The 19285-nt window shown below is 65.2% G+C and carries 24 protein-coding genes; 15 read left to right on the top strand and 9 right to left on the bottom strand.

What is annotated here, in order from left to right; translation table 11 throughout:
- The 3 genes from Q7T84_RS16150 to Q7T84_RS16140 form a co-directional block, all read right to left on the bottom strand.
- The coding region (locus Q7T84_RS16150) for an NAD regulator (RefSeq protein ID WP_304810851.1) at positions 1-933 on the bottom strand (933 nt) is incomplete at its 3' end.
- Positions 933-1445: a tyrosine phosphatase family protein gene (locus Q7T84_RS16145; RefSeq protein ID WP_304810849.1), complete on the bottom strand. Its 513-nt coding sequence runs from the start codon at positions 1443-1445 to the stop codon at positions 933-935. The genes Q7T84_RS16150 and Q7T84_RS16145, both read right to left, overlap by 1 nt.
- Before the next feature lie 4 nt (positions 1446-1449).
- Complete coding sequence (locus tag Q7T84_RS16140; protein WP_370653679.1) at positions 1450-2094, bottom strand: YfbR-like 5'-deoxynucleotidase; 645 nt, start codon at positions 2092-2094, stop codon at positions 1450-1452.
- A 116-nt stretch (positions 2095-2210) separates the two neighbouring features.
- Here Q7T84_RS16140 and Q7T84_RS16135 point away from each other — a divergent pair, with 116 nt between their 5' ends.
- On the top strand, positions 2211-3023 hold the full coding sequence (locus Q7T84_RS16135) for a universal stress protein (protein WP_304810847.1): 813 nt from the start codon (positions 2211-2213) through the stop codon (positions 3021-3023).
- Between the two features lie 17 nt (positions 3024-3040).
- Entirely contained in the window at positions 3041-3415 is a 375-nt protein-coding gene (locus Q7T84_RS16130; RefSeq protein ID WP_304810845.1) for a hypothetical protein, read from the top strand.
- A 4-nt stretch (positions 3416-3419) separates the two neighbouring features.
- On the opposite strand, the gene Q7T84_RS16125 is transcribed toward Q7T84_RS16130, so the two are convergent.
- From Q7T84_RS16125 to Q7T84_RS16115, 3 genes are all read right to left on the bottom strand, one after another.
- Positions 3420-4208, bottom strand: a complete 789-nt coding sequence (locus tag Q7T84_RS16125) for a hypothetical protein (protein WP_304810843.1) — start codon at positions 4206-4208, stop codon at positions 3420-3422.
- Between the two features lie 73 nt (positions 4209-4281).
- Positions 4282-5154 (bottom strand): MoxR family ATPase, encoded by an 873-nt coding sequence (locus Q7T84_RS16120; RefSeq protein ID WP_304810841.1) that lies wholly within the window; start codon positions 5152-5154, stop codon positions 4282-4284.
- 141 nt (positions 5155-5295) lie between these two features.
- Positions 5296-5850 carry a hypothetical protein gene (locus Q7T84_RS16115; protein ID WP_304810839.1) on the bottom strand — a complete coding sequence of 185 codons (555 nt, stop codon included), beginning with the start codon at positions 5848-5850 and terminating at the stop codon, positions 5296-5298.
- 288 nt (positions 5851-6138) lie between these two features.
- On the opposite strand from Q7T84_RS16115, the gene flbT reads away from it, so the two are divergent.
- From flbT to ssb, 6 genes are all read left to right on the top strand, one after another.
- Complete coding sequence (gene flbT / locus Q7T84_RS16110; RefSeq protein ID WP_304810837.1) at positions 6139-6564, top strand: flagellar biosynthesis repressor FlbT; 426 nt, start codon at positions 6139-6141, stop codon at positions 6562-6564.
- Positions 6524-6895, top strand: a complete 372-nt coding sequence (flaF, locus tag Q7T84_RS16105) for a flagellar biosynthesis regulator FlaF (protein ID WP_304810835.1) — start codon at positions 6524-6526, stop codon at positions 6893-6895. The genes flbT and flaF overlap by 41 nt, the downstream gene beginning before the upstream one ends.
- A 131-nt stretch (positions 6896-7026) precedes the next feature.
- A complete protein-coding gene (locus tag Q7T84_RS16100) occupies positions 7027-7854 on the top strand; it encodes a flagellin (RefSeq protein ID WP_304810833.1) in 828 nt (275 codons plus the stop codon).
- 143 nt (positions 7855-7997) lie between these two features.
- Complete coding sequence (locus Q7T84_RS16095) at positions 7998-8684, top strand: hypothetical protein (RefSeq protein WP_304810831.1); 687 nt, start codon at positions 7998-8000, stop codon at positions 8682-8684.
- Positions 8685-8725: 41 nt separating this feature from the next.
- Positions 8726-9127 carry a hypothetical protein gene (locus Q7T84_RS16090; RefSeq protein WP_304810829.1) on the top strand — a complete coding sequence of 134 codons (402 nt, stop codon included), beginning with the start codon at positions 8726-8728 and terminating at the stop codon, positions 9125-9127.
- Between the two features lie 149 nt (positions 9128-9276).
- Positions 9277-9795 carry a single-stranded DNA-binding protein gene (ssb, locus tag Q7T84_RS16085; RefSeq protein ID WP_304810826.1) on the top strand — a complete coding sequence of 173 codons (519 nt, stop codon included), beginning with the start codon at positions 9277-9279 and terminating at the stop codon, positions 9793-9795.
- Positions 9796-9957: 162 nt separating this feature from the next.
- Here the strand turns inward: ssb and Q7T84_RS16080 are convergent, their stop codons facing one another.
- Positions 9958-10485 (bottom strand): superoxide dismutase family protein, encoded by a 528-nt coding sequence (locus tag Q7T84_RS16080; RefSeq protein WP_370653678.1) that lies wholly within the window; start codon positions 10483-10485, stop codon positions 9958-9960.
- A gap of 213 nt (positions 10486-10698) precedes the next feature.
- Here Q7T84_RS16080 and gyrA point away from each other — a divergent pair, with 213 nt between their 5' ends.
- From gyrA to Q7T84_RS16050, 6 genes are all read left to right on the top strand, one after another.
- Positions 10699-13365, top strand: coding sequence for a DNA gyrase subunit A (gene gyrA, locus Q7T84_RS16075; RefSeq protein ID WP_370653680.1), 2667 nt, complete (start codon positions 10699-10701; stop codon positions 13363-13365).
- A gap of 123 nt (positions 13366-13488) precedes the next feature.
- A complete protein-coding gene (gene coaD, locus Q7T84_RS16070) occupies positions 13489-13980 on the top strand; it encodes a pantetheine-phosphate adenylyltransferase (RefSeq protein ID WP_304810821.1) in 492 nt (163 codons plus the stop codon).
- Between the two features lie 44 nt (positions 13981-14024).
- Complete coding sequence (locus Q7T84_RS16065; RefSeq protein WP_304810816.1) at positions 14025-14900, top strand: peptidylprolyl isomerase; 876 nt, start codon at positions 14025-14027, stop codon at positions 14898-14900.
- On the top strand, positions 14900-15361 hold the full coding sequence (locus Q7T84_RS16060) for a peptidylprolyl isomerase (RefSeq protein ID WP_304810813.1): 462 nt from the start codon (positions 14900-14902) through the stop codon (positions 15359-15361). The genes Q7T84_RS16065 and Q7T84_RS16060 overlap by 1 nt, the downstream gene beginning before the upstream one ends.
- Positions 15358-15915 (top strand): phosphohydrolase, encoded by a 558-nt coding sequence (locus tag Q7T84_RS16055; protein ID WP_304810811.1) that lies wholly within the window; start codon positions 15358-15360, stop codon positions 15913-15915. Before Q7T84_RS16060 ends, Q7T84_RS16055 begins: the two co-directional genes overlap by 4 nt.
- A gap of 10 nt (positions 15916-15925) precedes the next feature.
- Positions 15926-16381, top strand: a complete 456-nt coding sequence (locus Q7T84_RS16050; RefSeq protein WP_304810809.1) for a hypothetical protein — start codon at positions 15926-15928, stop codon at positions 16379-16381.
- On the opposite strand, the gene Q7T84_RS16045 is transcribed toward Q7T84_RS16050, so the two are convergent.
- Positions 16373-17299: an endonuclease/exonuclease/phosphatase family protein gene (locus Q7T84_RS16045; RefSeq protein WP_304810807.1), complete on the bottom strand. Its 927-nt coding sequence runs from the start codon at positions 17297-17299 to the stop codon at positions 16373-16375. The two genes, Q7T84_RS16050 and Q7T84_RS16045, sit on opposite strands and share 9 nt — an antisense overlap.
- Before the next feature lie 47 nt (positions 17300-17346).
- A complete protein-coding gene (locus Q7T84_RS16040) occupies positions 17347-18288 on the bottom strand; it encodes an endonuclease/exonuclease/phosphatase family protein (protein ID WP_304810805.1) in 942 nt (313 codons plus the stop codon).
- A 63-nt stretch (positions 18289-18351) separates the two neighbouring features.
- Here Q7T84_RS16040 and queA point away from each other — a divergent pair.
- The coding region (gene queA, locus Q7T84_RS16035) for a tRNA preQ1(34) S-adenosylmethionine ribosyltransferase-isomerase QueA (protein ID WP_304810803.1) at positions 18352-19285 on the top strand (934 nt) is incomplete at its 3' end.

Here is a 19285-nt window from a genome sequence, read left to right as displayed (position 1 = left end):
GAGGCCCGTGACTTGTCGCGCGCTGAGCACTTCGCGGCGGAATCGGAACAGTTCGGCCGGCCGGCCGCCGGTTTCCGAATCGACCCGGCCAAGCCCCTCGACGAGTTCGGCCCGCTCCAGGGCGCGACGGAAGTTCTGCTTGTGCAGGGGCACTCCGGCGATGGCTTCAACGGCCCGTTGTAGCGCCGAAAGCGTGAAGGCGTCGGGCATGAGTTCGAACACCACGGGGCGATATTTCAGCTTGCCGCGCAGGCGCGAGAGCGCGGTGGCCAGGATGCGCCGGTGGTCGGAAATCATCGGCTCGCCGAGCGCCGCGGCCAGGCCGGGCGAGGGACGGGCCGGCGCCTCGGCGCGGTCGCGGGCGGCTTCGGAGGCCAAGCCCGCCTCGTAGAGCAGTTCATAGCGCTCGAGCACTCGCTCCTCGTTCCACGGCGCGCCCTCTAGGGCGAACAGCAGCCGAGCGCGCGAGAGTTTCTCCAGGCTGCCGTCGGCCCAACAGCGCAGGGCCGGTTCGATGGCGTCCAGGGCCGCGGGACGGCCTTCGCGCCAGTCCTCATAGGGAAAGAACCGTGTCCAACTGGCCCAGGCGGTGTCGGGCGCGGTGGTGTCGACGGCGCTCGGCGTCAGCGCCAGATAGCCGATCGACAGCACTCGGGCCGCGCTTAGCGCCTTGCCCATGTCGGCCAGCGGGGCGTCGCGGCCCTTGTCGCCGAAGGTGTAGAGCTGCTCGACATAGCCCAGGTCGAACCGGGTCTGGGCGGTCACGAAGGCGCGCAGGGCCAGCTCGAAGGTCCGGTGCCCGTCCGGGTCGAAGGGGCCGAAGGGCAGGCTGACCGGCTCGCCCTGCGGCCGCACGGTCAGGACCACGGCGTCGCCGTCGCGGATCGCCACCACCACGGCGGACAGTCCGATGACGACGGCGACGGGGTCCATCAGTAGCGAACCGCGAAGTCGAACGGGACGCCGACCCCGGAATACTCATAGTCGCCCATGGCCTCGACGGCGTCGACCATCCGGCCGCGCCGGCCCAGCACGTCGTCGGCCAGGGCCACGATGCGGCGGTTGGGATAGGCGTGCTTGGCCGCCTGGCGCATGGTCAGGGCGATGGCGCGTTCGTCGACGGTGGGGTTGCGGTCGCAGGCCAGGACGAAGGCGCTGGCGCTGGAGCGGCTGATCCCGGCCCAGCAGTGGACGATCATCGGGGCGCTCTCGTCCCAGGTGCGGCTGAAGTTCAGCAGCTTGCGGACCAGGTCCTCGCTTGGCAGGATCAGGCCGTCCATCGGCTCGGCGATGTCGTTGACCGACAGTTTCAGGTGCCGCTCTGGAGCCACGCCGTCGGGCGTCGCGATCATGCTGGCGGCGTCCAGCAGGGTGATGACGTGCGAGGGCGCGCGGGCGGCGATCAGCCCAGGCATCTCGGCCAATCCGCAGACAATCAGGGTCATTCAGCTACTCGGTGTCGAAGGCCGCGTCAGAGGACGCGAATCCCGCAGCCTCCGAGAGGACATGATAGCGCTGAATGTAACGGGTTTGCGCTTGGGCGGCTGAAAGCGGTTCGATCAGCAGATCATAGCCGGCCGGCGGGGGATCGAAGAACTCCAGCGCTTCACGGTGGTTGAAGCCCGCGAGTTGCGTCGCTTCGAAAAAGGCGCAGGCGCGGTCGGCCTGCTTGATCAGCTTCTTGATGGCCAGCGGGGTCTTGGCCGGGATGCCGAACCGGATGTGGATCGCCGTCTCCAGCCGCTCCTCGAATTTCTTATAATCCAGCCCCAGCGCCGCCTTGAACGGACTGATCATGTCGCCAATGACATATTCCGAAGCATCGTGCAGCAAAGCGGCCAGCCGCCACTTCGGCTCGATGTCCGGTTGGATATGCGCGCAGATCTCCTCGACCACCACCGAGTGCTGCGCCACCGAGAAGGCGTGCTCGCCGATGGTCTGCCCATTCCAGCGCGCGACCCGGGCCAGGCCATGGGCGATATCCTCGATCTCGATATCCATGGGCGAGGGGTCGAGCAGGTCCAGTCGCCGACCCGACAACATCCGCTGCCAGGCGCGAGGTTCCTGACCCGATAGACGCAGCCCTTTCCTCACCGATGCGTTCCTTTCATGGTCAAGGTCGTGAACTGACCCAGGACTTGCCAAAGATCAATGCGTGGCATGCGGTCCGGGTCCATCTTGGCTGCGTGCCGGTTAGCAAGGAAAAGAACATGAGCTGGGCTAGGATCATGGCGCCGCTATCGGGTGGCGAAGGTGACAAGGCGGCGATCGCCGCGGCGGCAAGGCTTGCAGAGCCTTTCGGGGCCGAGCTCGCCTGCGTTTACACGCCGGCTGATGTGGCCGACGTCATGCCCTGGATGGGCGAGGGCTTTCTGGGCGGCATCCAGACCACCGCCCTGGAATCGCTGAAGGAAGCGGCCGAGGTCGGTGAAAAGAACGCACGGGCGGCGATGGCCGGCGTGGCCTACGCCAAGAGCCAGTTCATCTCGCTCCAGACCCCCGTCTGGGCCGGTCTTTCGGCCGAGAGCCGGCTGTCTGATGTTGTCGTGTTCAACAACGATCCGGCCCGCGGTCGGGGGCCCTTGGGCGAGGCCTTCCAGCAAATGGTCGCCGACGAACAGCGCCCTGTGCTGATCGCCCGCGAGGGCTTCGCCGTCGGCGGACCGGTGGCTGTCGCCTGGGACGGCGGCAAGGAAGCCTCGCGCGCCGCGCGGTTGGCGATGCCTCTCCTCGAGAAAGCCTCGCGCGTCGTGATCCTCGCCGCGCCCAAGGCGACGTCACGCAGCTTTGATCCCCATCGACTCCAGGCCTACTACGCCGCGCGCGGCGTAAAGGCCGAGGTTGATGTCTTGCCTGATAGCGGGGATGCGGCGCCGTTGCTGCTCTATGCCGCCAACAAGATCGAGGCTGGAGTCCTGGTCGCGGGCGCCTTTGGGCATCCCCGGCTGCAGGAGTTCATCTTCGGCGGCACGACGCGCACCCTGCTGTCGGCTGACCACCCGTCGCTCTTCCTCTCCCACTAATCCTGAAGGTTCAGGTCATGACCCTGTCGCGCATCGTCATGCGGCTTGCCCGCAATCCTGGCACGGAGTTCTCAGGTGGGGACGACCATCGAGGTTACGCCCTGACCGCGCCGCTCACCGCGGACGGCCTGCTGGATGAGGCGGCCTACGCCAAGGCAAAGGCCTCATGCCTGGTGCGGCGGTTCGCGCCGGACGAGGAGGCGGTCGATGGTCGTCTAGCGCGGCGGGGCAGCCGATGGTTCTTCGACTACGACGAAGATGAAACTCTCGACGACGAACCGGTTCACCGCCTTGGCGAGCATCGTTTCGCGGTCGGGGAATATGTCACCGTCACGGATGAGGATGGCCGTCCCCTGACCTATAAGGTGGTCGAAGTGCAGCCGACGACCTAGGGGCTTAGACTCCGCCGTTGCGGCGCACTAACGCTCGGACATCCTGATTGATGTTATCGCCAGATTCCTCGCTGGCTTTCGAGCGAACCTTAGCGATGGTCAGCGGTCCGGTTTTCGGGCCGCCGGCCTCGTAGCCGACGTATCGATAGCCGGCGGGCAAGTCCTTGCCCGTATAGATAAACGTCGCCCGCAGGCCGCGCTTTTCGCGCGACAGCGCCTCTCCGCGCATGCGGACGTCGCGGTAGATGTTCACGGTGGTGTCGTCGCCGCTGGCGTCTACCTTCAACGGCCCAATGCGGACTTTAGCCGTTTCGCTGTCGCTGGAGATGTGGACCCCGGGAAGATCGACCTGGGCGGAGTTTGGGTCATCGTGGCTATTGTCACCAGAGCCGATGTGGATGCCGGCGTCGGCGGCCGCCTCGGCTTGAACCCGAGCCACGTCGGCGGCTATCGCGCTGACCCCGGCCTTCGTCGCGACGACCTCGGCGATCTTGGCGCTGACGTCGGCCTGGGTCGCCTCGGCGTCGGCGCTCATCGGACCTGGCGTGCTGCGCAGTTCGGTTTCGATCTTGGCCAGGGTGGTCTGCGCGTCGCCAATGATCGGCGTGAGCTCCAGGCTGACCTCGGCGCCGTCGGTCGATCGATAGGCGCAGGTCTTTCCGTCGTTGCTGATGCTGACGCGGGTCAAGTCGCCCTCTGTCGCCGGGCAATCGAGTTTGGCTGTGGACGGTGAGGGGGCCTGGCAGCTCGCGAGTGTCAGGGCCGAAGCCGCGATCAGCAGGGTGGTTCTCATGAAAAAGGCTCCAGTCGGTTCATGTCGAACCTGACCGGAGCCCTTTGTAACGTCGAGTGAATTCGGCGTAAGCCTATTGCTGGCCGGGACGCGATCCAGCGCCCTCGCGGCGGGCCAGGAAGGCCAGTCGCTCGAACAGGTGGACGTCTTGTTCGTTCTTCAGCAGCGCGCCGTGCAGCGGCGGGATCAGCTTGGTCGGATCCTTTTCCGCGAGCGCGGCCGCGTCGATATCTTCGACCATCAGCAGCTTCAGCCAGTCGAGGAGCTCCGAGGTGGAGGGCTTCTTCTTCAGGCCTGGAACCTTGCGCATGTCGTAGAAAATGCGCAGCGCCTCGGCGACCAGCTTCTGCTTGATGCCTGGATAGTGGACCTCGACGATTTCGTTCATCGTCTCGGGTTCAGGGAAGCGGATGTAGTGGAAGAAGCAGCGACGCAGGAAGGCGTCCGGCAGTTCTTTTTCGTTGTTCGAGGTGATGATGACGATCGGGCGGATCTCGGCCTTGATCGTCTCATTGGTCTCGTAGACGTAGAATTCCATCCGATCGAGCTCTTGCAAGAGGTCGTTGGGGAATTCGATGTCGGCCTTGTCGATTTCGTCGATCAACAGGATCGGGCGCTTGCCGGCGGTGAACGCCTCCCAGAGCTTGCCCTTCTTGATGTAGTTCTTGACGTCCTTGACGCGCTCGTCGCCGAGCTGGCTGTCACGCAGGCGGGTGACGGCGTCGTATTCATAAAGGCCTTGGTGAGCCTTGGTCGTGGACTTGATGTGCCAAGTGATCAACTCGGCGTCGAGCGCCTTGGCGATCTCATAGGCCAGGACCGTCTTACCGGTGCCGGGCTCACCCTTGATCAATAGTGGGCGTTCGAGCGCAACCGCAGCATTGACCGCGACCTTCAAATCTTCAGTGGCGACGTAATTGTCGGTGCCTTCAAAACGCTGGCTCATTGGGCTCCCCAGGTGCGGGCTCATAATGGGACCCGCTTTCGAACAAATGTTTCAACTGGGGCCAAACTAAAGGCACGGGCGCGACATTCAAGCTGATTGAGCGGGTTATCGCGGACGATGTTTTAAAGGTCGCAGGGATCGTCAGGTGTGGCGGGGTGAGATCGAAACCGGATCGGAGGCCGGAAAGGTCTCCTTAAGGCCCTCATCCAAGGCGTTTTCCGTTCGAAGATCACGATTATCCTCGACTTCGGCCGGCGTCGCTCGCCGCGAATAGCCCATGCGTTCGAGATCTTCGTCGCTCAAACCCTTCGACTGAAAGTTCGTGAAGTCGTCCTCGCCGCCGCTCACCAGCGCCGCGTCGGCGACTTCATCAAGGCCATCAATCGAATCGGGTTCGACCTGATCTTCATCGAAGGCATCGTCGTCCTCATCGTCGTCGGCCGGGACGGCACGGTAGTGAAGCTCGTCATCCTCGGCCGGATCGTCCTCGTCGAAGGCGGCCTCATCGAACTCCGAAGCGTCGAGCGCGACGCCTTCGTCGTCGTCGCGATCACCCTCGGCGGTGGTCAGGTCTAGAAGGTCGGGCAGTTCTTCAAAGGTCCGCATCTCGTTCAGGTCTTGGTCGTCGTCGAGGTTGGTCTCGTCGAAGGCCTCGGCGCCTGCCTGATCATCGTAGCCGTCTTGCACGTCGGGCATTGGATCGCTCCTGGCATCGAACGCCAGAGAGGCGCCCTTCGCCGAATCAACCCGCCGTGGCCGGTCGTGTTCCGCCTTGGATCAAGACCTTGGCGATTGTCGCGGGGGAGGGGGTGAAAAAGGATCTGAGCAGATCAGAGGAAATCAGCTTAACGGTTTGCTGGCGCCGTCGGGGGGCGGGGCGCTCGTCGCAAGGAGCGGTTAACGCTCTCGTATCTAGCGTTGAGGCCAGCCGCGTTTCGGACCGTTTCGAGACCTGGGCGACACGCCTCTCATGGAGACTGAGGAATGCCGCTTAAACTATCGCTGAAGCCTGGTGAGAAGTTCGTCCTCAACGGCGCGGTGGTGCAGAATGGGGATCGTCGGACGACCCTGGTCTTGCAGAACAAGGCCTCGGTCCTGCGCGAAAAGGACATCATGCAGTTGGACGAGGCGGTCACGCCGGCCCGGCGCATCTATTTTCCGATGATGATGATGTATCTCGAGGATGGCGCGAACAATCGCTACTATGACGAGTTCGCTCAGCGCCTGACTGAGTTCATGGGGGTCATCCGGAATCCAGAAATCTTGGCGGACTGCGTGGCTATCTCGAAGCACGCCATGTCGCGCGAGTACTACAAGGCGCTCATGATGTGCCGGAAGCTGATCGAATACGAAGGCGAGAGGTTGGGGAATGTCGCTTCGAGCTTACCAGCAAGCGGCCACGAGGGCTGAGGCCCCCAAGGACACCGAGTATCGGTTGTTCGGTCAGGCGACGCGGGCGCTTATCGCGGCGTCCGAGGTTCCGATCAGCGATCTTGCGACGCGGATCGCGGCGATCGATTGGAACCGGCGGCTGTGGTCGACCTTGGCGCTGGACTGCAACGAGCCGGGCAACGCTTTGCCGTCACAGGTGAGAGCAAACATAATCTCGCTAAGCCTGTTCGTTGGCCGTCACTCCAGCGAGGTCATGCGCGGACAGGATGATTTCGAGACTCTGATCGAGATCAACAAGATCATGATGCAGGCCCTGGGGCACAAGGCTGAGCCGCCGGTCGCCGCCTGACGACCGCCTCGCGAGCTAGTTCGCATCGCAGGCTGTTAATTTCCCGGTAACCAAGATCTCTCTAGCGTTAACCATGTCTGCGACGCGTGAGTCGCGCGGAAATCATGGGTTCTCTGAGGGAGATCAGCGCCATGTCGGTGAGCATCAACACCAATCGACCGGCGCCGATTCCGCTTCAAAACCTTGCGAACGACAAGCGCGATCAGGTCCAGAATAAGGCCGACGCCGCCCTTGGCGTGGTGAGCGCCGAGCCAGCTGTCTACAGCACGGCTCAGAAGCAGCGCGCCGAGTTCTCTTCCTTGAGCGCGGTTAAGACGAGCCTCGATCGCGCGAGCTCGATCACCGATGTCGCCTTGGCCGCTGGCCAGCAGGTCGGCGATATCCTGAACCAGATGCGGGAGAAGGCTGTCGGCGCCGCCGACGACTCGACGTCGCCGACTTCGCGCGCGGCCTTCGATGGCGAATACCAGGCCTTGCTTCAATCGATCAGCCAGCTTTCGGCCTCGGCGAAGTTCGACGGTGTCTCGATGTTGAACGGGACGCTGACTTCCAACCTTAACGTCGTGGGGAGCGCCGACGGCGAGGCTTCCATCAGCCTGACGCCTCAGGATTTGACGGTCGGCGGGTCGGTGATCAACCTGGCTGGCACCGCCCTGACCGGGACGACGAGGGAGACCGGGGCGGTATTGGCCGCGGTTGACCGGGCCATAGTGAATGTCAGTTCCGCACTCGCCGAGCTGGACGCCCAGTCCAAGCAGATCGAGAAGCATGGCGCGCTCGTGACCAAGCTGGAGAACGTGCTAGATACAGGGATCGGCAAGCTTGTGGACGGCGACATCGCCAAGGAAAGCGCTCGCTTACAGGCCTTGCAGGTCCGCCAGCAGTTGGGCCCCCAGGCGCTGTCGATCGCCAACTCTCAGCCGGAACTCATCCTTCAACTCTTCCGTGGCGGCGCCTAAGGTCTCATCAAATCTTAGACTGCAATCTACGGTTGGCCTTGGCGCGTTGAGGCCGGACAGTAAGATTGCGGTGGCCGGTTCGTAACCGGCTCAGAACCGAGCCCCCGCTTGAAACCGTCACGAGCACGGTCTAGCGAGGGCCTATGGAATTTCTGAAAGATCGGCGCACGGTCCTGGTTCTCGTCGGCGGCGCGCTGGCTTTGCTGGCCGGCGTCCTCATCGCCACGATGCTGGTCGGCAAGGGCCGCAACGAAAAGACCTCGCCGCCGCCAGCCTCCCAGGGCGGTCTGGTGGTTGAGACCGGCGCGCCTGACGATGGCCGTATGGATCCCGCAAAGCCGCTGCGCTGCTACGTCGCCGGCCAGTATGTCGGCGAGATCACCCTGTCTGAATGCGCCAAGCGCAATGGGGTCGCCACCGGCGCCCTCGACGTCGGGGTCGATCAGGCCGGCAACTTGGCGGCGGCCGACCAGGCCGGGACCATGCTGACCCCGTTGCCGCCCAAGCCGGAGCCGGTTGCCCCGGTTCAGGCCCAACCGACCACGCCTGCGACGACTCCAGCCGTCACCCCGACGAGCGGCCCGGCGGGGAGCTGCTGGCGATATGCCGACGGCGGCTGGCGCAAACTTCCCAACGATTTGACGCTGAACGGCTGTGTTCAGGCCCTGTTCGCCGGTCGCTGCGAGCGACCCGGCGGCGCGACCTATGGCCGCTGGATGCAGCAGACGCTGCGCCTGGTGCCGGGCAAGGTCGAGGTTTCGGGTGACAATCGCAGCTTCCGGCCTCTAGCCGAGCAAGCTTCGAACTGCTCCATTCAATCGATCGGATAGCGCCCTCGCGCCGCCGCAATCGCGTCTATAGGCTCATGCCCATGCTTCGCACCGTCCTCATCGTCGGCTTCGCCGTCCTCGCTCTCGCCGCCTGCAGCAAGCGCACCCGGCCGCCTGGTGGGGACGGGATCTGCTGGCATGTCGCGCCCCAGACCGACGGGACGCTGAAATTCAACAAGCTGAAGACCGGCGTGGCGGATCTCGAACATTGCGCCGCCGAACTGGAATCGATGCGCGTGCGGTTCCTGCGGTTGGGCGGCTCTCAGCGTGAGGTGGTTGGCGCCTTCAAGGGCAACTTCATCTTCATCGATCGCAAGGGCATCTTCACCGCCCCGTCGCTGGAGGAGCATCGCTACCTGGCCATGGTCCGCACCGGTGACGGTCGTTTGGCGGTGCCGGGCGCCATGCCGCGCGAGCCTGCGCCGGCGGCTCCCGCGCAGTAGGGGCGTTCGCGCCGCGCCATTCCTCTGTGGAGAAGCGCGTCGCGACGTGAACGAATACGGAACATCAATATTGATCCGGGCGGCGGGGTCGTCTAGCTTCCCGCGCTTGGGCCTCTAGCCCGCAAGCACGGAAAGCAAGGGACAAGCTCATGGCGGGCAGCGTCAATAAAGTCATTTTGGTTGGCAATCTGGGCGCAGATCCCGAGATCCGCAGCCTGAATTCCGGCGACCGGGTCGCCAATCTGCGCATCGCGACGTCGGAAACCTGGCGCGACAAGTCTTCGGGCGAGCGCAAGGAAAAGACCGAATGGCACCGGGTCGTGATCTTCAACGACAATCTGGTGAAGGTCGCCGAGCAGTACCTGAAAAAAGGCTCGAAGGTTTACATCGAGGGCTCGATCCAAACCCGCAAGTGGACCGACCAGTCGGGCGTGGAAAAGTTCTCCACCGAGATCGTCCTGCAGAAGTTCCGCGGCGAACTGACCATGCTCGACGGGCGTGGCGACGGTGAGCGCGACAGCAGCGGTGGCGGCGGCGGTGATTACGGCGGTGGCTATGGCGGCGGAAGCGGTGGCGGCGGCGGTGGCTTTGGTGGCGGTCAACGCAACCAGAGCTCGGGGCCTCGCGAGAACTTCTCGGCCGATCTGGACGACGAAATCCCCTTCTAGGGCTAGGTGCATCATCGTTGCGCGGACAAGACGGTCGGCCTTCGGGCCGGCCGTTTTTTCGTGCGGCTGCCATCCTCGCCGTAAGCCCCGAACGCTAGGCGTGCTGACGATGACGTCGAGCGAGACCGGCGGGCCGCGAGCAGCCCGCCGGCCTCCAGGGGGCTAGCTGCCGGCGATGACGCCGCAGGCGATGCGCGCGCCGGCGCCGCCGATGGGCTGGGTCTTGTGGTCGTCGGCGTTGGCGTGGATCACGATGGCCGAGCCGTCCTTGTCGGCCAGGTGTTCACGGCCGGCGGCCGTCCTCAGCGCCACCGAACCGGAGAACACTTCGGCGGCGCCCGTGCCGTCGGCGGCGACATAGAGGTTCGGCAGGTCGCCGGCCTCGTTGGCGTCGGGGTTCAGCAGGCCGTGGACCAGGGTCGACTTGCCGTGGACGTGGGCGCCGGCCGAGGTGAAGTCGGCCTTGGAGCAGTCACCCTTCTCGTGGAAGTGCAGGCCATGCCAGCCGGGGGAGAGGTCTTTCACCTGCAGGCGAACCAGCACACCGTTCGGGGCGTCCGTCAGGGTCGCCGAACCGATCACCGCGCCCGTGGAATTCTTCAGTTCGATCTGTTGGTTGGCGGGCGCATCGGCCGCAGTCGCCGAACTGGCGAAAAGGGTGGCGGCGAGAACGGCGAAGGCATATTTCATTTGGGCTGGCACCTGGGTTTGAAACTGTACGGACATTTGGCCTTGCGGCTTCCGGGATGGTAACAACTCAACTCAGTTTTGTGTCCGATTCTAAACGGATAAATCGCCTCCTTGACCGACGAAACCCACACCCCGTCCGATGACGGTCGGCGCCGGGGCATTGCCCCTATCGCCATCGAAGACGAGCTGAAGAAGTCTTATCTCGATTACGCCATGAGCGTGATCGTGAGCCGCGCCCTGCCGGACGCGCGCGACGGCCTCAAGCCCGTGCACCGCCGCATCCTGTTCTCGATGAACGAGCAGGGCCACACGCCCGACCGCTCGTATGTTAAATCGGCGCGCGTGGTCGGGGACGTGATGGGTAAGTATCACCCGCACGGCGACGCCTCGATCTACTTCACCATGGTGCGAATGGCGCAGCCCTTCTCGATGGGGCTGCTGCTGATCGATGGTCAGGGCAACTTCGGTTCGGTCGACAACGACCCGCCGGCGGCCATGCGCTACACCGAAAGCCGGCTGAGCAAGGCCGCCATGATGGTGGTGGCCGACCTCGACAAGGACACGGTCGACTTCAAGGAAAACTACGACGGCACCGAGCAGGAGCCTGTGGTTCTGCCGTCGCGGATCCCGGCATTGCTGGTCAATGGCGCGGGCGGCATCGCCGTCGGCATGGCGACCAACATCCCGCCGCACAATCTGGGAGAAATCGTCGACGCCTGCCTGGCCTATGTGGACGATCCCGAAGTCTCGCTGGACGCCCTGCTGGACATCGTGCCCGGCCCTGACTTCCCCACTGGCGGCGAGATCATCGGCCGTGCGGGGGCTCGCAACGCCCTGATGACCGGCCGCGGCTCGGTGATCATGCGCGGCAAGGCCGAGATCGTGGAGCTTCGCAAGGATCGCGAAGCCATCATCATCAACTCGATCCCCTATCAGGTGAACAAGGCCGCGATGGTCGAGCGCATCGCCGAGTTGGTGCGCGAGAAAAAGATCGAGGGCATCTCCGACCTCCGCGACGAAAGCGACCGCGACGGTATGCGGGTAGTCGTCGAGATGAAGCGCGACGCTTCGCCTGACGTCGTCCTGAACCAACTCTATCGCTACACCCAGCTGCAGTCGTCCTTCGCCGTGAACATGCTGGCGCTGGATCGCGGCCGGCCGCGCGAGATGAATCTGCGCGACCTGGTCGTCGCCTTCGTCGACTTCCGCGAGGAAGTGGTCGTCCGGCGCGTGAAGTTCGAACTGTCCAAGGCCCGGGACCGCGGTCACGTCTTGGTCGGCCTGGCGATCGCCGTGGCCAATATCGACGAGTTTATCCACATCATCCGGTCCTCGAAGGACCCGGCCGAGGCGCGCGAGCGCCTGGTGGCCAAGGATTGGCCGGCCGGCGACATGCTGCCGCTGGTGGAACTGATCGCCGACCCGCGCACCCTGGTGATCGGCGGCGACAAGATTCGTCTGACCGAAGAACAGGCCCGGGCGATCCTGGCCCTGACCCTGTCTCGTCTGACCGGCCTCGGCCGCGATGAGATCTTCGGCGAGGCTCGTGAACTGGCCGGCGCCATCCAGGGCCATCTGACCATTCTGTCGGATCGCGCGAACGTCATGGCCATCGTCCGTGAGGAACTGGTGGCGGTGCGTGACGCCTTCGCCGTGCCGCGCCGTTCCGAGATCGTCGACGGCGACGCCGACGTCGAGGACGAGGACCTGATCGCCCGCGAGGAGATGGTGATCACCGTCACTCACGGCGGCTATGTGAAGCGCACGCCGCTGACCACCTACCGCACCCAGCACCGGGGCGGGAAGGGGCGGTCGGGCATGGCGACAAAGGACGAGGATGCGGTCACTCGCGTCTTCTCGGCCTCGACCCATACTCCGATGCTGTTCTTCTCGTCGGGCGGCAAGGTCTATCAGCTCAAGGTCTGGCGTCTGCCGGTCGGTAATCCGAATTCCCGCGGCAAGGCCTTTGTGAACCTGCTGCCGATCGAGCCGGGCGAGAGCATCACCTCGATCCTGCCGGTGCCGGAAGACGAGGCCGCCTGGGCGCAGTACGACGTGATGTTCGCCACCAAGTCGGGCGGCGTGCGTCGGAACAAGCTGTCGGACTTCCAGGGCATCAAGCGCAACGGCAAGATCGCCATGAAGCTCGACGACGGCGACGCCATCATCGGGGTCGGCCTGTGCAACGCGGCCCAGAACGACATCCTGCTGACCACGGCGCTCGGCCGCTGCATCCGCTTCGCGACCGAAGAAGTGCGCGTGTTCGCAGGCCGTGATTCGACCGGGGTCCGGGGTATCCGCCTGGCTGAGGGCGACAGCGTCATCTCGATGGCGATCCTACGTTCGGTTGAAGCCACGCCTGCCGAGCGGGCGGCCTATGTGAAGCACGCCAACGCCATGCGCCGGGCTATCGATGACGACGCCGAAGTGGAAGACGCCGCGGCGCCTGACGACGACGAGGCCGAGGGTGGCGATCTGGCGGCGCTCAGCCCTGAGCGTATCGCCGAACTGGGCGCGGCCGAGGAGATCATCCTCACCGTTTCCACCGAAGGCTTCGGCAAGCGCAGCTCGGCCTATGAGTTCCGCCGGACGGGTCGGGGCGGGCAGGGGCTGCTGGCCCAGGACCTGACCAAGAAGGGCGGCCGCCTGGCGGCCTCCTTCCCGGTCGAGGAGTTCGATGAGATCCTGTTGGTCACCGATCAGGGCCAGCTGATCCGCACGCCGGTCAGCCAGGTCCGGATGGTCGGTCGCAATACGTCGGGCGTGACCATCTTCCGTACCGGCAAGGACGAGCACGTGGTCTCCGTCGAGCGCCTGGCCGATCAGGGCGGCGGTGAGGACGACGGTTCTGACGCGCAGGCCGATGAGACCAGCGAATAAGGCCATATCCGGCAAAGTTGTAACTTCGGGTTCATCCGGGACCCGAAGGCAACATTTCAGCTTGCTTTCGTGGGGCCTGCCGGTGAAATCCTGCTGCACCGCAGCAGGGGGAGTAGACGTCGAATGACGCGCATTGGGCTGTATCCGGGGACCTTCGATCCCATCCACAATGGCCACACCGACATTATTGGTCGGGCTGTGAAGCTGGTGGACAAGCTGGTGATTGGCGTCGCCATCAACGCCGGCAAAGGGCCCCTGTTTTCGCTCGACGAGCGTGTCGCGCTGCTGAAGTCTGAGACCGCGCACCTGACCGACCGGGCCGAGATCGTGGTCCAGCCGTTCCAGGGCCTGCTGATGCACTTCGCCCGTGAGATTGGGGCTGGAGTGATCGTCCGAGGCCTGCGGGCCGTGGCTGACTTCGAGTACGAATTCCAGATGACGGCGATGAACCAGCAACTCGACCGTGAGGTGGAGACCGTCTTCCTGATGGCCGATCCGCGTCACCAGGCGATCTCGTCGCGACTGGTCAAGGAGATCGCGACCCTCGGCGGCGACGTCTCCAAGTTCGTCGGGCCGCGAATCAATGACGCCCTGATCTCGAAGGTCAGGGCCTAAGTCGGGCTGGCGGCGCATGCCGCCTCCCGCTACGAGTGCCGACCATGATCCGAACCGTTCTTTTCGCCGCCGTCACCTTGAGTGTCGCGGTCCCTGCCGCCGCGCAGGCGCCCAAACCCAATCTGCCCCCCGCCACCGGCTCAGCCGCGGCGCCCGCAGAGCCCACCGCGGCCGATTGGCGGACGCCCAACCCAGCCGACGTGCTGGTGATCGACACCAATAAGGGCCGCATCATCGTCGAGATGCTGCCTGAGGTGGCCCCCAACCACGTGACCCGGATCAAGGAATTGACGCGCGCCGGCCTCTATAACGGCCGCAGCTTCTTCCGGGTGATTGACCAGTTCATGGCCCAGACCGGCGATCCTGAGGATCGCGGCACCGGCGGCAGCGACAAGCCGGACCTGACGCAGGAGTTCGTGTTCCGCCGCGGCGCCGGCGACATGACCTTGGTCGCCGATCAGACTGTCAGCCAGCTCGGTTTCGTCAAATCCTTGCCGGTGGCGAGCCAGGGCGAAATGCTGATGGCCATGACCGCGGACGGCAAGGTCTCGGCCTGGCCGCTGTTCTGCCCGGGCGTCGCGGCCATGGCGCGCGGCGAGGGCGTCGACAGCGCCAACAGCCAATTCTTCCTGATGCGTCAGGCCTATCCGTCGCTTGAGAAGCGCTACACCGGCTGGGGCCGCGTGATCTCCGGCCTCGACGTGGTGAGGGCCATCAAGGTCGGCGAACCTGTGGTCGCGCCGCAGGACAAGATGGACAAGGTGCGCATCCTGTCGGATATCCCGGCCGCCGAACGCCCCAAGGTGCGCGTGATCGATCCCAAGAGCACCTGGTTCAGGGCTGAGATCGAGAGCGCCCGCGCCAGACTGGGGGCGGACTTCTCGGCTTGCGCGATCAGAATTCCCTCGGAGGTGAAGTAATGGAACCGGAAAACACCCTCATCCTGACCCTGGACACGGGCCCGGTGACGATCAAGCTTCGTCCCGACCTGGCTCCTGGCCACGTCGACCGCATCAAGGAATTGGCGCGTGAAGGCTTCTACGACGGCGTGGTGTTCCACCGCGTGATCGACGGCTTCATGGCCCAGGGCGGCGACCCGACCGGCACCGGCACGTCGGGTTCCGACAAGCCGAACCTGAAGGCTGAGTTCTCGCGCGAACCGCACAAGCGCGGCGTCTGCTCGATGGCTCGCACCTCGGCTCCGAATTCGGCCAACAGCCAGTTCTTCATCTGCCTGGATGACGCCACCTTCCTCGACGGCCAGTACACGGTCTGGGGCGAAGTGGTTGAAGGCATGGACGCGGTCGACGCCCTGCCCAAGGGCGAGCCGCCGCGTGCGCCCGGTAAGATCGTGTCGGCCAAGGTCGCGGCCGACGCGTGACGCCGGACCTGGAAGCGGCGTATGCGGAACCGCACCGCCGCTATCATACCCGGGCCCATATCGAGCAGTGCCTGGCGCTGCTCGATCAGGTCCCCGATCTGACCGAGACCGAGCACCAGATACTCACCTATGCGATCTGGTGGCACGACGCGGTCTATGATGCGAGCGCCTCCGACAACGAGGCCAAGAGCGCGGAGATGGCCAAGCGCGATCTCCGCGACTTCGACGTGTCGCTGCACGCCCGCGACGAGGTCGCGCGCCTGATCCGGCTGACGGCGGGGCATGCGGTGGAGGAAGGTGATCGGCTGGGCGAGATCCTGGTCTCGATCGACCTCTCCATCCTGGGCGCGCCCGAAGATCGCTACGACGCTTATGTCACGGCGGTCCGCGAGGAATACGCCCATGTGCCGGACGATCTCTGGCGCACGGGCCGAAGCGCTGTGCTGCAACGCTTCCTGGACGCGCAGGTTATCTATCCCGATCCGGCCTTCGCCCAGTGGCTGGAGACCCAGGCGCGGGCCAACCTCTCACGGGAACTCGCGGCGCTGAACTAGGAGCCCGGCGGTGGCGCAGCGGTTGAAGGTCTTCGTCACATCCGATGGCCTGACCGACTACGTGGTCGCCGCCAGTTCGAGAGCCAAGGCGCTGGCCGCCTGGGGCGCGCACCAGGATCTGTTCAAGACCGGCGGCGCTCACGAGACCGATGATCCTGACCTCGTCGCCGCTGCGACCGCGACCCCCGGCGAGGTTTTGCGCCGAGCCGCCGATACTAAGGCGGCGCTCGCCAAGGCGCCAAAGCCCCCCAAACGAACGGAGCCCTCAAAGGCCGCGACCCAGAAGGTCGCGAAGCTCGAGCGCGAACTGACCGACGAGGCCGCGAGGCACGAGGCCGAACTGGCCGAAATCCAGGCGGCCCAGCTCGAGCTTGAGACGCGAAAGGCCGCTGTCCAGGAGGGCTTTGCGGCACGTCGCGCCAAACTTCAGGCCGCCCTGCGCGAGGCGCGCGCCGCGCTAAGGTGAGGGCGCCAGGGTCACGATGACCGGATAGTGGTCCGAGCCCGTTCGTGGACCGCGTTCAACCTTCACTGTCCGCCACCCAGATCCTGCGTAGACGTGGTCGATGGGCAGGAGTGGGAAAGGCGTGCCGCGCCCACGTCTGGGAACGTCTCGAGCTGGCCAGGTGAACATGCCCCGGGTCAGCCGCTCCAACCCGAACATGGCGTCCTCGCGCCGACGGCTGAAGGACCAAGGCGTGGAGTTGAAGTCGCCGGTGAGGATCAGTCTTTCCTTCGGGATGCTAGCGAGCAGACGGGCCAGGCTGCGCCCTTGCGACTGCTGCAGTCCGCCATGAACTGGCCAAGTGTAGTGCGTGCCGATGACCGTGAACTCGCCTTGCTCGTCGCGGAGCGTCACACCGGCGGTCGGCGCGCCTAGGCGTTTGTCATTCGGCGTCGGGGTGTTCAGCACGACCGGCTTGGTTTTCGAGAGGATCACCACCGCGCAGCCGTCGCAGCTGGCGTGATAGGCCGAGCGCAGCTTCAGCAGCGGTCCGACGATGTCGGCCTCTTGCAGAACGATGACGTCGGCGTCCTGCGCCAGCAGCCACCGGACCGTACCCTCCGGGTCTCTGTTCCCGCGCCAGGCGTTCAACTGGATGACCTTGATCTGACTTGGCGTGTCGTCCGCCGCGACGAGCGCTCGGCGCGCAAGGTATTCTGGCGCGATCAGCCATCCGGCCAAGACCAGGCCGGCTCCGCCGAAGCCGGCCAGCGCCAGTTTCGCCCACAATGGCTCGGCGAAGATGGCGTAGAGGACCGTGACAGCCGCGGCGCCCATGATCATGGGCAGGAAATGGGTCAGCACGTCGAGCCGGGCGCTCCAGCGACCGCCCTGGGCGGCGAACGCCCATCCGGCGCAGCCAACCGCGACCAACAGCATCAGGCCCGTCAGGAGCGATCGAAACGGTTCCACGGGCCTCGTTGCGTTCAGGAGACCGGCGCCAGGACGGCGACGATGGGATAGTGGTCTGATCCGAGGTTAGGGCCGCGCGTCACGCTTACTGTCCGTAGGCCCGGCCCCGCATAGACATGGTCGATGGGCAGGAACGGAACGCCAAAGGTCGTCGGCCAGGAGGCCAGCGCGTGGGTTCGGCGCTCCAGCCCGTTGCGCGCATCCTCCCTGGCCCGCGCGAACGACCAGGGCGTGGAGTTGAAGTCCCCGGTCAGGATGATCCGCGCCTTGGGGAGGGGACCTATCAGCTGCAGCATGCGAGCGGTGTTTTCCCGGTGGGTTCGGACGGCGGTGGGCCACGTATAATGCGTGCCGACCAGGATATAGCCGCCGTCCTGCGGCGACATGTGGACGATGGCGATCGCGGGGCCCAGGCCATAGCGCCCTCGGCGCGGTTGCTCGGCTTTCTCGGGCGGCGTGCGCGTGAAGATCACCGTCTCGCAGGTCCTGCCGCAGGACATGTGGCGGGGTAGGTGGCGCAGGACCGCCGCGCGCATCGCGGGCGTCGATTCCTCCAGGATCAGGAAGTCTGGATCCTGCTCGGCGATCCATCGGACACGGTCTTCTAGCCGCGCGTCGCGGCGACTGACGTTGAACTGGATGACCTTCACCTGGCCGGCGGCGTTCGTCTGGGCGCGAGGCACGGCTGGGCGGGTCAGTTCCGGCGCCATCAATCCAAGGCTCGCCACGGTCGCCACGCCGCCGAGCATGGCCAGGATCAGCTTGTCGCGGGGGGGAGGTGTGAAGATCGCGCAGATCAACACCACCGTCGCGGCGGCCAGATAGAGAGGCGCGAAGTGGGTGAGGACGTCGAGGTGGCCGCTGAAACGACCGCCGTGCGCGAGGATTGCGCCCGTGGCGCTAAGGGCTCCGAGCAGCAGCGCCAGGCCGCGAAAGACGAATCGAACCGAGCGCATGGCCAAATCTAACATGCCGCGATGCTTGACGGGTGAGCCCGCCCGTGCGCTTCAAACGCGCCCATGCAACTTGCTGATTTCGACTTCGAACTTCCCGAGGACCGCATCGCCCTACGGCCTGTCAGTCCGCGCGACGCCGCGCGGCTGCTGTTGGTGCGTTCCGGGCAGGCGCTCGCTGACCTGACCGTCGCCGATCTGCCGAGCCAATTGCGAGCTGGCGACGTCCTGGTTCTCAACGACACCCGAGTGATTCCGGCGCGCTTGAAGGGCCGCCGGGTCCGCGAGGGCTCCGACATCGCCGTGGAAGCCACTCTCCACAAACGGCTCTCGCCGTCCAAGTGGTCCGCTTTCATGCGGCCTGGAAAGAAGCTGGCGCCCGGTGATCGGATCCACTTCGGGGCGATGGAGGACCGCGCCTGCTTCCTCGGCGCGCTGAACGCCACCGTGGTCGAGAAGGGCGAGGGCGGCGAAGTGACGCTGAGCTTCGACCTGTCGGGCCCGGATCTCGACGCCACCATCGCAGAGCGCGGCGCCATGCCGCTGCCGCCCTACATCGCCGCCAAGCGGGGCGAAGACGCCCAGGACCGCGCCGACTATCAGACCGTCTATGCCGATGAGGAGGGTTCGGTCGCCGCGCCGACCGCCGGCCTGCACTTCACGCCCGAACTATTGGCGCGGCTGCAGGCCATGGGCGTGACCCTACACTTTGTGACCCTGCATGTCGGGGCCGGCACTTTCTTGCCGGTGAAGACCGAGAACCTGTCCGAACACCGGATGCATGCCGAGTATGGCGAGGTCGACGCCCAGACGGCGGCGGCGTTGAACGCCGCCAAGGCCGCCGGAGGACGCATCATCTGCGTCGGCACCACTTCCCTGCGGCTGGTCGAGAGCGCGACCGGCGAAGACGGGATCGTCGCGCCCTTCGCGCAGGAGACCTCGATCTTCATCACCCCTGGCTACCGGTTCCGGGCCGCCGACGGGTTGATGACCAACTTCC

The organism is Phenylobacterium sp. (assembly GCF_030654915.1).
GTDB lineage: Bacteria > Pseudomonadota > Alphaproteobacteria > Caulobacterales > Caulobacteraceae > Phenylobacterium.
Note: the sequence above shows the minus strand (reverse complement) of the source record. Positions and strands in the feature narration are given on the sequence as shown.

What these genes read in the sequence shown, in the direction of transcription:
- Q7T84_RS16090 (WP_304810829.1), top strand. Translation starts at nt 8,726, where the DNA reads ATGCTTCGCACCGTCCTCATCGTCGGCTTCGCCGTCCTCGCTCTCGCC.
- gyrA (WP_370653680.1), top strand. Translation starts at nt 10,699, where the DNA reads ATGAGCGTGATCGTGAGCCGCGCCCTGCCGGACGCGCGCGACGGCCTC.
- Q7T84_RS16120 (WP_304810841.1), bottom strand. Translation starts at nt 5,154, where the DNA reads ATGAGCCAGCGTTTTGAAGGCACCGACAATTACGTCGCCACTGAAGAT.
- Q7T84_RS16040 (WP_304810805.1), bottom strand. Translation starts at nt 18,288, where the DNA reads ATGCGCTCGGTTCGATTCGTCTTTCGCGGCCTGGCGCTGCTGCTCGGA.
- Q7T84_RS16065 (WP_304810816.1), top strand. Translation starts at nt 14,025, where the DNA reads ATGATCCGAACCGTTCTTTTCGCCGCCGTCACCTTGAGTGTCGCGGTC.
- Q7T84_RS16145 (WP_304810849.1), bottom strand. Translation starts at nt 1,445, where the DNA reads ATGACCCTGATTGTCTGCGGATTGGCCGAGATGCCTGGGCTGATCGCC.
- flbT (WP_304810837.1), top strand. Translation starts at nt 6,139, where the DNA reads ATGCCGCTTAAACTATCGCTGAAGCCTGGTGAGAAGTTCGTCCTCAAC.
- Q7T84_RS16045 (WP_304810807.1), bottom strand. Translation starts at nt 17,299, where the DNA reads ATGCTGTTGGTCGCGGTTGGCTGCGCCGGATGGGCGTTCGCCGCCCAG.
- Q7T84_RS16115 (WP_304810839.1), bottom strand. Translation starts at nt 5,850, where the DNA reads ATGCCCGACGTGCAAGACGGCTACGATGATCAGGCAGGCGCCGAGGCC.
- Q7T84_RS16130 (WP_304810845.1), top strand. Translation starts at nt 3,041, where the DNA reads ATGACCCTGTCGCGCATCGTCATGCGGCTTGCCCGCAATCCTGGCACG.
- ssb (WP_304810826.1), top strand. Translation starts at nt 9,277, where the DNA reads ATGGCGGGCAGCGTCAATAAAGTCATTTTGGTTGGCAATCTGGGCGCA.
- Q7T84_RS16135 (WP_304810847.1), top strand. Translation starts at nt 2,211, where the DNA reads ATGAGCTGGGCTAGGATCATGGCGCCGCTATCGGGTGGCGAAGGTGAC.
- Q7T84_RS16060 (WP_304810813.1), top strand. Translation starts at nt 14,900, where the DNA reads ATGGAACCGGAAAACACCCTCATCCTGACCCTGGACACGGGCCCGGTG.
- Q7T84_RS16080 (WP_370653678.1), bottom strand. Translation starts at nt 10,485, where the DNA reads ATGAAATATGCCTTCGCCGTTCTCGCCGCCACCCTTTTCGCCAGTTCG.
- flaF (WP_304810835.1), top strand. Translation starts at nt 6,524, where the DNA reads ATGTCGCTTCGAGCTTACCAGCAAGCGGCCACGAGGGCTGAGGCCCCC.
- Q7T84_RS16100 (WP_304810833.1), top strand. Translation starts at nt 7,027, where the DNA reads ATGTCGGTGAGCATCAACACCAATCGACCGGCGCCGATTCCGCTTCAA.
- Q7T84_RS16095 (WP_304810831.1), top strand. Translation starts at nt 7,998, where the DNA reads ATGGAATTTCTGAAAGATCGGCGCACGGTCCTGGTTCTCGTCGGCGGC.
- Q7T84_RS16125 (WP_304810843.1), bottom strand. Translation starts at nt 4,208, where the DNA reads ATGAGAACCACCCTGCTGATCGCGGCTTCGGCCCTGACACTCGCGAGC.
- coaD (WP_304810821.1), top strand. Translation starts at nt 13,489, where the DNA reads ATGACGCGCATTGGGCTGTATCCGGGGACCTTCGATCCCATCCACAAT.